The organism is Nocardiopsis sp. M1B1, from assembly GCF_052466615.1.
Genome location: NZ_CP196194.1, coordinates 2766968 through 2779182 on the forward strand (window position 1 = coordinate 2766968; position 12215 = coordinate 2779182).

The window sequence follows — 12215 nt, forward strand, 5'->3', positions numbered from 1 at the left end:
CATGACCACGACGTCCGGACCTTCCGCGCGCTCTGGCCCCGCCGACCCGCCCCCGGCCACCGATCCCCGGGACACGGACGAGGCCGAGGCGCCGACCGGGCAGGGCGCCGCCGAACTGTGCGACCAGGCCCAGGACCTCGCCGGGAGCGGCCACCTCAAACGCGCGGCCAGGCTCTACCAGCAGGCGGTGGCCGCCAACCCCCACCCGCGGGTGCAGGCCCGAGCCCTGCTCGGCCTGGCCGTGGTCGAGGACCAGCGGGGCGACCTGGCCGCCGCCCGTGAGGCCGCCCGCCGCGCCCTGGCCACCGGCGACCCGCGCTACGCCCCGCGCGCCGCCTACCACCTGGCGCTCTCCCTCGAACAGGACGGCGACCACGCCGAGGCCGACCGCGTCTGGCACCGCCTGCTCGACCTGGGCGGCTCCGACTACACGGCGGTGGCGCACTACGGGCTGGCCCGCTCCGCCGAGGGCCGCGGCGACACCGGCGGGGCCGAGGAGCACTGGGAGGCGGCGCTGGCCCTGCCGCCCGATCCCGGTTCGCTCGGCCGCCTGCACGCCGCCACCGTCGTGGACGCCTCCCGGGACCTGGCCGAACGCCTGCTGGGTCGGGGGTTGCCGGGCGCCGCCGCGGCCGCGGTCGAACGCGGCCTGTCGGTCGCGGACGATCCCGGTCTGCGCCTGCTGCGCGCCGCCGCCCACCTGGAGCACGCCATCGCCGACGTCGGCGCCATCGTGGACCCGGACCCGGACGCGGTCTCCGAGGACGCCGAGGGGCCGGGGGCCGAGCCGGGCACCTTCGCCGCGGCCGTGGAACTCCTGGCGGGGCTGCTGGCCCTGCGCGGGGACCCCGGCGCGGCCGAGCGGGTCTGGCGGCTGGGCTTGGGGGGCCGGGACCAGGACACCGCGGGGCAGGTGCGCCGGAGGCTGCGCAGGGGCTTCGCCGCGCCCGAGGAGGACGGGGACGGCGGGGCCGGGGAGGCGTGGTGGGACCCCTACCTGGAGGAGGCCGCGGCGACCGCGAGCGCGCCCGCGCTGGCGGGGGAGCTGTTCGCCGTGGTCACCCAGATGCACGCCCTGCTGGCGCTGCCGGTGGCCGAGGGGGAGGCGCGCCCGGCGGCGCTGCGGGCCGCCATGGAGCAGGCGCTGCGCACGCCGAGCGGACTGGTGTGGGGGCCCGGTGTGCACGCCGACTTCCGGCGTCGGCTGAGTGAGGCGATGGGGGGCCAGGACGTGCTGCCGGAGGGGTGGCCCGACCCGGTCCGGGAGTGAGGGCCGGGGACGGGCCCCGGCGCTCGCGCGGTCACCGGGGGCCGTCGGGGGACACGTCGCCGCCCGGGGGTGCTTGCCGGGCGGGGTACGTCGGCCTCGCGGCCGGGGTGTGTCGGTGCGGTCGGGCGTCAGGCGGCGACGCGGGGCCGGTGCGGGGCGACGACCGCCCCGTCGGGAAGCAGCTCACCGGTGTCGTCGAAGAGGACGACACCGTTGCAGAGCAGGCTCCAGCCCTGTTCGGGGTGGCTGGAGACGACCCGGGCCGCTTCGCGGTCGGTGTCCTCGAAGGACGGGCAGGCAGGTTCGTGGCTGCACATGGGACAGGCCTTTCGGTCCAGAGGTGCTCGTCGTTGAGCTGACGCCAAGAGTAGTGGTTCACATCACATGCTTGTCGCGGTTTAACACGGATGTGTTCGCCCCGCCGCTGTCGTCCGCTCTCGGTAAGTGAGACACCCCCAGGCCAGCAATGGTTCTGCCCTGTCCGGCCTCGGACACGAGGAACTCAGTACCCGCCGCGTGTCCGGCGCGCCGCCGGGCGGCTGCGCATCCCCGCGCCGGCCAGTCCGCCGTGCTGGAAGGCCCTGACCAGCTCGCCGCCGAGGTTGACCCCAGCGCCCAGCGCCAGGCCCACCGTGACCGCCTCCGCGAGGCTGAGCAGCCCGGCTGAGGGGTCGCCCTGCGTGATCTCGATCAGGCCCCGGTACAGGATGCTGCCGGGCAGCAGCGGGGCGATCGACGGGACCAGGTAGGGCAGCACCGGTCTGCGCGTGCGCCGCGCCAGCCAGTGGCCCACCACGCCCACCGCGACCGCGCCCGCGACCGTGCCCACCACCGCGGGCACGTGCAGCAGGTCGCGCATGCTCGCGTAGATCACCCAGATCATCACGCCGAGCACGCCGATCATCGGCAGCATCCGGGGCGGTACGGCGAGCGAGATCGCGAAGGCGACCGCGATCCCCGCCGCGCCGATCAGCACGGGGACCTCCATCGAGGTTCCCGCGGAGGGGAGGTCCTCCAGGTTGATGCTCACGCCCAGGCGCTGGGCGGTGTAGGCGACCGCGCCCACGCCGGACACGATCGCGCCCAGGATGAAGAAGGTCTCCAGCAGGCGTGCCGCCGCCGAGACGTAGGTGCCGCTGATGCCGTCCTGGAGGCTGGAGACCAGCGGGCGTCCGGGCAGCAGGGCCATGATGTTGCCGGTGATGATCGCCCCGGCCTGGAGGCCGAGGTCCAGCGTGGTGCTGGCCCACAGCAGCGCCACGCCGATCGTGGCGGCCACCACCGCCGCGCCCGCCATCTGGTAGAACTCCGCGACGCCACGCTTGGCCAGGAACACCGACGTGCGGTCGCCCATGACGGTGGCCAGGAAGGCCGCGGTCGCCACGATCAGTCCGCCGCCCACCATGAGGCTCGCGCTGGAGGCGATGAGGCCGAACCCGACCGCGATGAGCCAGTTGGGGTAGGGCATGCGGGCGCGCCTGATCTGGGTCAGGCGGGCGGTGGCGTCCTCCAGTTCCAGCAGGCCGAGCGCGCACTGCTGCACCAGGGTGTGCAGTTCGTTGACGCGGAAGTAGTCCAGGGTGCGGCGGCGCACCACACGTTCGCCGGTGATCGGGGGGTGTTCGCCCCCGGGGTGGGTGGACAGGGTGATGGTGGTGAAGGTGACCGAGACCTCCGAGCGGGGCAGGTCGAAGGCGACCGAGAGGCTGAGCATCGCCTCGCTGACGGCCTCCGTGCCCTCTCCGCTGGCGAGCATCAGCTCGCCCACCCGCAGCACCAGGTCGATGGCGCGGGCGTCGGGGAGGTTGACGTCCTCGGTCTCGTCGAAGCCGTCCGGGGTCAGCTCCCGCTCGTGCGCCTCCCGCCAGTCCCGCATCCTGCTGAGCAGGCGGTCCTCGCTCGGGGGCACGGGCCGCTCCCGCTTGCTTGGCATTCCTGTCTCCGTCTCCTCCCCGCCTGTACCCGTGGTGACCGGCGTGCTGTGGACAACCCATGAGGGGACGCGGCCCCCGGGGGCGGGGTTCGCCCGGAACGGGGTTCGTGGCCGGTGAGTTCGATCACCGGATCATCCTGTCAAGGCCGGGGGCCCGTCCACAGCGACGCGCCGGGGTCCTCGGCGCCGCGCCCGGGGCCCGTGCGCGGGGGGTCGGGGCCGGGACCTGATCGGGCCGCAGCCCCGGCGGGGCGGGGCCTGGCGCGCCGGGGCCGTGTGTCGGCGCAGGCCGGTGAACCTGGTGGCCCGGTGCGCGTGTCGGGGGCAGGGGGCGCGGCACCTGGTGGCCAGGTCCTCCCGGAACGCGGGTCGGCGGTGTCAGCCGGGGCCGTTGTCGCGCTCGCCGGGGCGGACCAGGCCGTGCTCGTAGGCGTAGACCACGGCCTGGACCCGGTCGCGCAGTTCCAGCTTGGTGAGGATGCTGCCGACGTGGGACTTGACGGTGGTCTCGCCCAGGACCAGGTGGGCGGCGATCTCGGCGTTGGACCACCCGCGCGCGAGCAGGCGCAGGACCTCGTGTTCGCGGGCGGTCAGGGTGTCCCCGGCGGGTTCGGCGCCGGGGGAGGCGGAGGGCAGGAGCGGTGCGAAGCGGTCGAGCAGGCGGTTGAGCACGGTGGGGGAGACGGCCGCCGCCCCGTCCGCGACCACCTCGACGGCCGAGACGAGTTCGGCGGGCGGCGCGTCCTTGAGCAGGAACCCGGAGGCGCCCGCGCGCAGCACCTCGACGGCGTACTCGTCCAGGTCGAAGGTGGTCAGCGCCAGGACCCGCACCCGGTGGCCCAGGGGCCGCGCCCACGACACGATCTGCCGGGTGGCCTCGATCCCGTCCATGCCGGGCATGCGCACGTCCATGAGGACGACGTCGGGCAGCAGGCTGCGGGTCGCTCGGACCGCCTCGCGGCCGTCGGAGGCCTCGCCCACGACGGACAGGTGCGGGGCGGACTCCAGGATCATGCGGAAACCGGCGCGGACGAGGGGCTGGTCGTCGACCAGCAGTACTGAGACGGGCACAGGGGGAATTGTGCCGTATCCCGGACGGCGCGCGGGCGGGGTCACCCGCGCGGGCGGTCCGTCGGCGCGGGCAGGGGCGGCGGGGTGCCGCCGAACTCCGGGCACAGCGCCTGGTGCTCGCACCAGCCGCAGAGCTTGCTCCTGCGGGGCTCCCACACCCCGGCGCGTCCTGCGGCCTCGATCCGCGCCCAGATGTCGGCGATCTCGGTCTCCGCGGCCCGGAGTTCGTCCTCGGTGGGGTCGTACCAGCGCACTGCTCCGTCGCCGCCCAGGTAGACGAGTTGGAGGCGGGTGGGGACGACGCCGAGGTCGCGCCAGATCATGACCGCGTAGAAGAAGATCTGGAACCGGGCCTTGTCCTCGAAGCGGGGCGCGGGGGACTTGCCGGTCTTGTAGTCCACGATCCGGATCTGGCCGGAGGGGGTGACGTCGATGCGGTCCACGTAGCCGCGCAGCCGCAGGCCGGTGGGCAGGGACACGTCCAGGCGCATCTCGCGGTCGCGGGGCTCCAGGGCGGTGGGGTTCTCCAGGTCGAAGTAGCGGCGGACCAGGTCGCGGGCGGACTCCAGCCAGGTGTCGCGCTCGGCGTCGTCGGCGAACAGTTCGTCCAGCTCGGGCTTCCTCTCGCGCAGCTTCTTCCACTGGGGCTCGACGAGGCCGACGGCGTTGCGCGGGTTGCGCGACTCGGCGGGCAGCTCGTACAGGCGCTCCAGGCAGGCGTGGACGAGGGTGCCGCGCAGGGCCGCCGCGCTGGGCGCCTCGGGGAGGCGGTCGATGGTGCGGAAGCGGAACAGCAGCGGGCACTGGAGGAAGTCGGAGGCCCGGGAGGGGGAGAGGGCGGACGGGAGGAGCGCGGTGGTCATGGATCGAGCCTATGAGAAGGTCGCGACAGGCCGCGAGGGGAGAGGGCGGCCTGTGGACGGGCGGGCGGTGCGGCGCGGAGCACGTTCGTGGGCACCGCGGGGTCGGGGCGGGCGGGCCGTAGGCTGGGGGTGTGACGACCGGTAGTGACCCATCCGCGCCCAGACCCCGCGAGCGTTCCGCCAGACCGGGGTTACTGATCGGCCGCCCCTTCGGCATCCCCGTGTACGTGACCTCCTCGTGGCTGATCGTCGCGGCGCTGATCACCCTGGTCTACGGCGGCGTGGTCCAGGGGCGCCTGGCGCTGGGGCCGGCCGCCTACCTGCTGGCCTTCGTCTTCGCCGTGCTGCTCTACGCGTCGGTGCTGGTGCACGAGCTGGCGCACGCGGTGGTCGCGCGCATGTACGGCCTGCCGGTCCGGCGCATCGTGCTGTACGTGCTGGGCGGGGTCTCCGAGATCGAGCGCGAGGCGCCCACGCCGGGGCGTGAGTTCTGGATCGCGTTCGCCGGTCCGCTGTTCTCCCTGCTGCTGGCGGCGGGCGGGTTCGGTCTGTACCTGTTCACCGAGCCGCGCACGGTGGTGGGTGAGCTGCTGTTCCAGCTGTGGATCGCCAACCTGCTGGTGGGCGCGTTCAACCTGCTGCCGGGGCTTCCGCTGGACGGCGGGCGGCTGCTGCGCGCCGGTGTGTGGAAGGTGACGGGTCGGCCCTTCGCGGGGAGTGTGGCCGCGGCCTGGGGCGGTCGGGTGCTGGCGCTGCTGGTGGTGGCGCTGCCGTTCCTGATCACGTGGTGGGCGGGTGGACGGCTCAGCCCGTGGAGCGTGGTGTGGGGCTTCGTCCTGGGCGGTTTCATGTGGATGGGCGCCTCCGACGCGCTGCGCTCCGCCCGGGTGCGTGAGCGCATCCCGCGTCTGCGTGCCCGGGACCTGGCCCGGCCCTCGGTGACGGTGTCGGCCGACACGCCGCTGGCCGAGGCCGAGCGCCGGGCGCGGGAGGCGGAGGCGGTGGAGGTCGTGGTGACCGACGCCCAGGGCGCTCCCACGGCGGTGGTGCACCCGGCGGCGGCCGGGGCGATCGAGCCGGAGCGCCGGGCGTGGGTGCCGGTGTCGAGCGTGTCCCGGGCGGTGACCGAGCATTCTCTGGTGCCGGTGGGGTTGGAGGGTGAGGAGTTGCTGCGGGAGCTGACGGGGCATCCGCTGCCGGAGTACGTGGTGGTGGACGAGGTCGGCGGGGTGCGCGGGGTGCTCAGGGCCGCGGACGTCAACGCGGTGGTCTCGGACGGACGCTGAACCGGGTCAGCGGCGGGCGCCCTCGGGCCACAGCACCGAGACCGGGCGAAAGAGCGAGCGCGCGTAGGCCACCACGTCGGCGGTGCCGCCGGGGCCGCGCGCGGGCTGGCCGTCCCAGACGGCCACGAGCTGGTCGCAGCGCCGTACGAGCAGCCTTCCGGCCTCCAGGTGCGCCTCGGGCGTGGACTCGGTGTGGGGCAGCGTGTGCACGAGGACGGCCCGTCGCAGGAGGCGGTCGTAGACGGGGTGGTGCTCCTCGGGCAGCGCCTCGCGGTAGCCGGAGGCGGGGATGACCGCCTCCAGCGGGGCTCCGGCGGCGACGACCGTCTGGGCGAAGACGGCGTCGGCGCCGTCGGCCAGGCAGGACAGGCCCACCATCTCGCAGCCGTAGGGCTCCAGGTGGGCGGTGAGCAGAGCGGTGACGGTGCGTCGCACCTCCGGGGCCAGGTCGCGGTGACCGGTGACCGCGATGTGGATCACGGGACCTCCCTGATGGTCGCTTCGCGGTTTTCCTACCCCTGTGCGGCGGCGCCCCTCACCAGGGACAGGAGCCGGTCGTCCAGGGCGGCCGCGCAGCGCGCCCGCGTTCCCGAGTAGCGGCGGCGAAAGGCCCGGACCCGGCCGATGATCCGCTCGGACTCGTAGCGCACGCCCGTGTTCAGCGCCTCGTTGACCAGGCGGAAGGCCTCGTCCACGTCCCCCGCCTCGGCGTGCGCCGAGGCCAGTTCCACCTGGAGGACCGCGGACTGCTTGGGGTTGCCCCCGTGGGGCGCGAAGGCCTCGGAGAAGGCCCGCCGGGCGTCGTGCGGCTGGCGCAGCCGCACGCCCACCCGGGCGCGGTAGCCGGCGACCTTGGCCTCGTCGAAGGCGAACACCCACGGCCAGGGCGGGTCGGTGTTGGCGGAGCGGGCCACCTCCCGCTCCGCCCGGCCCAGGGCGCGGGCGGCCGCCGTGCCGTCCCCGTTCCCGGCGTGCGCGAGCGCCCCCACGCAGGCCAGCCAGGCGCGCGCGGTGGGGTGGGCGGCCGGGCCCAGGACGCGTTCGGCCTCCTGGACCAGCCCCAGGCCCAGGTGGTGGTCCTCGGCGGTGTCGGTCTCGAAGGCGGCCAGGGAGCCCAGCATGTACACGTCGAGCAGGCGCATGTCCGCCTGGCGGGCGCGCGTCACGGCGGTGCGGTAGTGCGCCCTGGCCGATCCCATGTCTCCCCGGTCGGCGTGCAGCCAGGCGGCGAAGCCGGAGGCCTCGCTGGCCGCGGCGCTCAACTCGCCGTGGAACGGCGTCCCGTGCGCCTGCCCACGCATGTGCTCGGCCAGATGCACGTGCGCCACAGCACTGGGCAGCAGGTGGCGGGAGGGGGAGGTGGCGTCCATGCGGCGCTGGCCCCCGGTGATGGCGCGCAGGGAGTGCGCGGTCGTCTCGTTGACGGTGTCGGGGCACGGGTCCGACGCCACCGGGGCCGGAGCCGCACCGGTGGTGGCGGTGGTGGCGGTGAGCAGGGCTCCCGCGGCCACCGCGCGTCCGAAGTCGCGGCGCCTCGTGGTGTCCACCCCCTTCTCTGCGGGACGGGCCTGGGGCGCGGTGCCGCCGAAACGCAGCAGGTGCAGCGGGATGTCCAGGCGTCGGGCGAGGTCGTGTACCTGGCTGATGGTCAGCGACTGCTGGCCGTTGACCACGCGCGAGACCCAGCTCTGGGAGTAGTCGATCGCGCGGGCGAGGTCACCCTGGGACCAGCCGTGCGCCGCGCGCACTCCCTCGATGACCGTCGCCATGTCGCAGGTGGCCAGGGCACCCGCCATGCGGGGACGTGTCCACAGGTCCGCTGGAAGAACGCCGTCTGGTTGGGGCATGAGCTTAGGTTAGGGACTCCGGGCGCCGCTGGTGGCTATGTGTAAGAAAGAAGTACGTATGCGTGATCCGCATAGGACCGGCGGTTTTCCTTCCGGATACGGCAGAGTGCAAGGGTCGTTGGTCCCAGAGGCGTCTGGGAAGGGGAGGGGAGTCCCGTTGACCGTTGAGACCCCGCCGGCGGGGAGTCCGAGCCTGAGGTGTGACCCGGGTACGGCCGGGCTGGTGGACCGCGTGGAGCTGACGAACCTCGCCCTGCGCGGGCTGGTCGCCGAGTTGCGCTCACGCGGGGTGGAGGCCCGTGAGGACGGGTCGTGCGGGGCGGTGGACGCCGGTCCCCGCGCCCGGCCCCACCGCGCCCTGCTGCGGCCCCACCGCGGGGACCTGTGGTGGTGGATGCGCTGGCCGCTCCAGGACGGGCTGCCCACGGCGCTGGCGGGTGTGCCCATCTCACCGGTGGCGCACACCTCCGCCGCCGCGCGGCGGATCGTGGTCGCCCTGTCCCTGTCCGTCGGCGAGGGCTGAGCGGGGGCGGTCCGCCGCGCGGAAGGCCCCCGGCGTGATCCCGTAGGAGCGGCCGAACCACCGTGTCAGGTGGCTCTGGTCGGTGAACCCCGAGCGCGCCGAGGCCTCCGACAGCGGCACCCCCGCCGCGATCAGTTCGCGGGCCCGCCGCAGCCGCAGCTGCCGTTGGTACTCGCTGGGCGCCATCCCCCGCACCGCGCGGAAGGCCCGGTAGACCGCGAACCGGCTCCGGCCCGCCGCCGCGGCCAGTTCGCCGGCGCCCACGTCCTCGGTGAACCGCTCGCGCAGCACCGCCTCCACCCGGGCCGCCACCCGCGACGCGTCCGGGTCAGACACCGGCGCCAGCGCCGGCCGTCCGACCGCCCCGCGGCGGGCCATCGCCACCACCGCGCCGCGCAGGGCCTCGTCCACGGCCAGCCGCGGACTGCCCCGCCACAGCGCCGAGTGCAGCCCCAGCAGCGCCCGGGCCAGGCGGGGGTCCCCCACCAGCGGGTCGGCGAACAGCGGCAGTGCGGCCCGGCCCTCGGCGGCGTCGGCCAGCACCTCCCGCACCAGCTCCGGTCCGATGTGCACGATCCGGTAGGTGAACCCCGGTTCGGCTCCGGCGTGTCCGTCGTGCGGGTCGTCCGGGTTGAAGGCCAGCACCGTCCCGGACACGCTCGCGTGCGCGCCGCCCCGGCAGTTGAACGCCTGCACGCCCGACTCGGTCACCCCGAACGAGTACGCGTCGTGGCTGTGCCGGTGGTAGGCGTGCCGCTCGAAGTGGGCGTGCATCGCCTCCAGCGGCCGGTCGGGCGAACGCCAGTACCTGGCCCAGTCCCCTGTCACGCCTCCATTGTCCGCCGCCCGCGGCCCCGGGCGGTAGCCGCGGGCGGGCACCCGTTCACGCGAGCCAGGGCGCCACCCGCGCGCACCAGCGTCCAAGACGGCGGTGCCGCGGGCGCGGCATCCTCGCACCCATGCGTTTCGACACCAAGATCGCCGTCGCCGTGCGCGAGGACCTGGCACCCTGGCAGAAGCTCAACGTCACGGCCTTCCTCAGCAGCGGCGTCGCGCACGCACGTCCCGGCTCCATGGGCAGGCCCTACGAGGACGCCTCGGGCAACACCTACCTCGCGATGTTCCGCGAACCCGTCCTGGTCTACGGGGCCGACGCGCGCACGCTGGCCCGCACGCTGGAGCGCGCCCGCTCTCGGGGCCTGGCCGCCGCGCTGTACACCGAGCAGCTGTTCGCCACCGGCAACGACGACGACAACCGCGCCGCCGTGCGCGGGGTGGCCGCCGCGGACCTGGACCTGGTGGGCGTGGCCGTGCACGGGCCCAGGGCGGACGTGGACAAGGCGCTCAGGGGGTTGCGCCCGCACTCCTAGGTCCGGCCGCCCGGGCCGCCTCAGCCCGCCTCGGACTCGGCGGCGGCCAGGGCGGCGCCGACGATCCCGGCCGTGTTGAGCAGCGAGGCGGCCACGACGGGCGTGCGGATGTCCAGCAGCGGCAGGAACTTCTCCGCCTTGCGGCTGACCCCGCCGCCGACCACGATCAGGTCCGGCCACAGCAGGTCCTCCACGACCCGGTAGTAGCGCTGGAGCCGCTCGGTCGCCCACTCGCGGTAGGACAGCTCCTCGCGTTCCTTGGCGCCCGAGGAGGCCCGCGTCTCGGCGTCGTGGCCGTCGATCTCCAGGTGCCCGAACTCGGTGTTGGGCACCAGGCGCCCGTCCACCACCAGGGCGGTGCCGATCCCCGTGCCCAGGGTGGTCATCAGCACCACCCCCGGCACGTCCTTGGCCGCGCCGTAGCGGGTCTCGGCCACGGCGGCGGCGTCGGCGTCGTTGAGCACGCGCACCGGGCGGCCGGTGGCCTCGGCGAACAGCGACCGCGCGTCGGTGTCGATCCAGCTCTTGTCCAGGTTGGCCGCGGTGCGCACCACGCCGCCCTGCACCACGCCGGGGAAGGTCACGCCCAGGGGCATGCCCGCCGCCTCGGGGAAGTGCTCGGCGATCCCGTGCACGATCTCGGCCACCGCCTCGGGGTCGGAGCGGTCGGGGGTGAGGACCTTCGTCCGCTCCTTGAGGAACTCGCCGGTGGTCAGGTCGACCGGCGCGCCCTTGATCCCGCTGCCGCCGATGTCGATTCCCAGCCCCGTGGTCAGCTGTGACATGGGTCGTCTTCTCCCGTGGTCCTCGTGTGGTGGTCGGGCGCTGTCAGGGGCCCGTCAGGCTGAATACTGCCCTGGGGGCGGGGATTTCGCACGCGCGGGCGCCCCGTGCGCGTTCGCCGCGGTACCGGGGGGCCGATACCCTGGGCGATCGCCCTGCCAACCAATAGCGACGTGGGAAGACGAGAGCGACGTTGACCGGTATCCATGGCCGCCGCGGCCCCTTCACCGACGGCGACACCGTGCAGTTGACCGACCCCAAGGGTCGCATGCACACCATCACCCTGCGAGAGGGCGCCGCCTTCCACTCCCACAAGGGCAAGGTCGACCACGACGACCTCATCGGACAGCCCGAGGGCAGTGTGGTGCGCTCCAACACCGGCACGGCCTACGTGGCGCTGCGCCCCCTGCTGATCGACTACACCCTGTCGATGAAGCGGGGCGCGACCATCGTCTACCCCAAGGACGCCGCCCAGGTGCTCGTGGAGGCCGACATCTTCCCCGGCGCGCGCGTGGTGGAGGCCGGGGCGGGCTCGGGGGCCATGTCCAACTGGCTGCTGCGCGCGGTCGGTGAGAACGGCATGGTGCACTCCTACGAGCGCCGCGCCGACTTCGCCGAGATCGCCCGCAAGAACGTGGAGAGGTTCCACGGCGGTCCGCATCCGGCCTGGAAGCTCACCGTCGGCGACCTGGTGGAGGAGCTGGACGAGACCGACGTCGACCGCGTCTTCCTGGACATGCTCGCGCCCTGGGAGTGCCTGGACGCGGTCGCCGACGCCCTCATCCCGGGCGGGCTGGTGTGCTGCTACGTCGCCACCACCACCCAGCTCTCGCGCGTGGTGGAGCAGCTGCGCGAGGACCCCCGCTTCTACGAGCCGCGCTCGTGGGAGACCATGCTGCGCACCTGGCACGTGGAGGGCCTGGCGGTGCGCCCGGACCACCGCATGATCGGGCACACCGGTTTCCTGGTGGTCGCGCGCCGCCTGGCCGACGGGGCCGAGGCCCCCGAGCGCCGCCGCCGTCCGGCCAAGGGCGCCTACGGCAAGGACTTCACCGCCGCGCGCGAGCAGGACCGGCGCGCGGACGGAGCGGGGGAGGCGGTCCCGGCCGAGGAGGTCCGGGCGCTGGCCACCGACGCGGCGGTTCCCGAGGCGCCCCGCGGTGACGGTGGGACCGTCGGGGCGGCCGACGCCTCCGGCCCGCGGGCCCCGGAGGGCGCCGCCGACTCGCAGGCCCCGCGGGACGGCGCCGACGGCTGAGTCCGCGGCCC

General features: G+C 74.6%; 13 protein-coding genes. 5 read left to right on the forward strand and 8 right to left on the reverse strand.

The window, feature by feature from the left end; translation table 11 throughout:
- Window position 1: 1 nt before the first annotated feature.
- The gene (locus ACSTA4_RS11815; RefSeq protein ID WP_444963561.1) at window positions 2-1270 is read left to right on the forward strand and encodes a tetratricopeptide repeat protein; all 1269 of its coding nucleotides are present in this window, start codon (window positions 2-4) and stop codon (window positions 1268-1270) included.
- Window positions 1271-1398: 128 nt separating this feature from the next.
- Here the strand turns inward: ACSTA4_RS11815 and ACSTA4_RS11820 are convergent, their stop codons facing one another.
- The 4 genes from ACSTA4_RS11820 to ACSTA4_RS11835 form a co-directional block, all read right to left on the reverse strand.
- Window positions 1399-1587: a DUF5999 family protein gene (locus tag ACSTA4_RS11820; RefSeq protein ID WP_013152513.1), complete on the reverse strand. Its 189-nt coding sequence runs from the start codon at window positions 1585-1587 to the stop codon at window positions 1399-1401.
- 185 nt (window positions 1588-1772) lie between these two features.
- Window positions 1773-3203 (reverse strand): threonine/serine exporter family protein, encoded by a 1431-nt coding sequence (locus tag ACSTA4_RS11825; protein WP_249351938.1) that lies wholly within the window; start codon window positions 3201-3203, stop codon window positions 1773-1775.
- Between the two features lie 378 nt (window positions 3204-3581).
- Window positions 3582-4274, reverse strand: coding sequence for a response regulator (locus ACSTA4_RS11830; RefSeq protein WP_444963562.1), 693 nt, complete (start codon window positions 4272-4274; stop codon window positions 3582-3584).
- Window positions 4275-4315: 41 nt separating this feature from the next.
- Entirely contained in the window at window positions 4316-5137 is an 822-nt protein-coding gene (locus tag ACSTA4_RS11835) for a RecB family exonuclease (RefSeq protein ID WP_444963563.1), read from the reverse strand.
- Window positions 5138-5358: 221 nt separating this feature from the next.
- Here ACSTA4_RS11835 and ACSTA4_RS11840 point away from each other — a divergent pair, with 221 nt between their 5' ends.
- Window positions 5359-6423: a site-2 protease family protein gene (locus tag ACSTA4_RS11840; protein ID WP_444964150.1), complete on the forward strand. Its 1065-nt coding sequence runs from the start codon at window positions 5359-5361 to the stop codon at window positions 6421-6423.
- Window positions 6424-6429: 6 nt separating this feature from the next.
- On the opposite strand, the gene ACSTA4_RS11845 is transcribed toward ACSTA4_RS11840, so the two are convergent.
- Together ACSTA4_RS11845 and ACSTA4_RS11850 are read right to left on the reverse strand one after the other, a co-directional pair.
- Window positions 6430-6903 carry a hypothetical protein gene (locus ACSTA4_RS11845; RefSeq protein ID WP_444963564.1) on the reverse strand — a complete coding sequence of 158 codons (474 nt, stop codon included), beginning with the start codon at window positions 6901-6903 and terminating at the stop codon, window positions 6430-6432.
- A gap of 32 nt (window positions 6904-6935) precedes the next feature.
- Window positions 6936-8219 (reverse strand): helix-turn-helix domain-containing protein, encoded by a 1284-nt coding sequence (locus ACSTA4_RS11850; protein ID WP_444964151.1) that lies wholly within the window; start codon window positions 8217-8219, stop codon window positions 6936-6938.
- A 208-nt stretch (window positions 8220-8427) separates the two neighbouring features.
- Here ACSTA4_RS11850 and ACSTA4_RS11855 point away from each other — a divergent pair, with 208 nt between their 5' ends.
- Window positions 8428-8793 (forward strand): hypothetical protein, encoded by a 366-nt coding sequence (locus ACSTA4_RS11855; RefSeq protein WP_308211635.1) that lies wholly within the window; start codon window positions 8428-8430, stop codon window positions 8791-8793.
- On the opposite strand, the gene ACSTA4_RS11860 is transcribed toward ACSTA4_RS11855, so the two are convergent.
- Entirely contained in the window at window positions 8719-9621 is a 903-nt protein-coding gene (locus ACSTA4_RS11860; RefSeq protein WP_444963565.1) for an AraC family ligand binding domain-containing protein, read from the reverse strand. The two genes, ACSTA4_RS11855 and ACSTA4_RS11860, sit on opposite strands and share 75 nt — an antisense overlap.
- Window positions 9622-9752: 131 nt before the next feature.
- Here ACSTA4_RS11860 and ACSTA4_RS11865 point away from each other — a divergent pair, with 131 nt between their 5' ends.
- Window positions 9753-10163 (forward strand): DUF2000 family protein, encoded by a 411-nt coding sequence (locus tag ACSTA4_RS11865; RefSeq protein ID WP_444963566.1) that lies wholly within the window; start codon window positions 9753-9755, stop codon window positions 10161-10163.
- A gap of 20 nt (window positions 10164-10183) precedes the next feature.
- On the opposite strand, the gene ppgK is transcribed toward ACSTA4_RS11865, so the two are convergent.
- Window positions 10184-10948 carry a polyphosphate--glucose phosphotransferase gene (gene ppgK, locus ACSTA4_RS11870; protein ID WP_444963567.1) on the reverse strand — a complete coding sequence of 255 codons (765 nt, stop codon included), beginning with the start codon at window positions 10946-10948 and terminating at the stop codon, window positions 10184-10186.
- A 191-nt stretch (window positions 10949-11139) separates the two neighbouring features.
- On the opposite strand from ppgK, the gene ACSTA4_RS11875 reads away from it, so the two are divergent.
- The gene (locus tag ACSTA4_RS11875; protein ID WP_444963568.1) at window positions 11140-12204 is read left to right on the forward strand and encodes a tRNA (adenine-N1)-methyltransferase; all 1065 of its coding nucleotides are present in this window, start codon (window positions 11140-11142) and stop codon (window positions 12202-12204) included.
- Window positions 12205-12215: the final 11 nt, after the last annotated feature.

Bases quoted from the DNA above. Each gene is read 5' to 3' on its own strand.
- ACSTA4_RS11835 (WP_444963563.1), bottom strand. From the start codon at position 5,137: ATGACCACCGCGCTCCTCCCGTCCGCCCTCTCCCCCTCCCGGGCCTCC.
- ACSTA4_RS11825 (WP_249351938.1), bottom strand. From the start codon at position 3,203: ATGCCAAGCAAGCGGGAGCGGCCCGTGCCCCCGAGCGAGGACCGCCTG.
- ACSTA4_RS11820 (WP_013152513.1), bottom strand. From the start codon at position 1,587: ATGTGCAGCCACGAACCTGCCTGCCCGTCCTTCGAGGACACCGACCGC.
- ACSTA4_RS11850 (WP_444964151.1), bottom strand. From the start codon at position 8,219: ATGGCGGGTGCCCTGGCCACCTGCGACATGGCGACGGTCATCGAGGGA.
- ppgK (WP_444963567.1), bottom strand. From the start codon at position 10,948: ATGTCACAGCTGACCACGGGGCTGGGAATCGACATCGGCGGCAGCGGG.
- ACSTA4_RS11815 (WP_444963561.1), top strand. From the start codon at position 2: ATGACCACGACGTCCGGACCTTCCGCGCGCTCTGGCCCCGCCGACCCG.
- ACSTA4_RS11865 (WP_444963566.1), top strand. From the start codon at position 9,753: ATGCGTTTCGACACCAAGATCGCCGTCGCCGTGCGCGAGGACCTGGCA.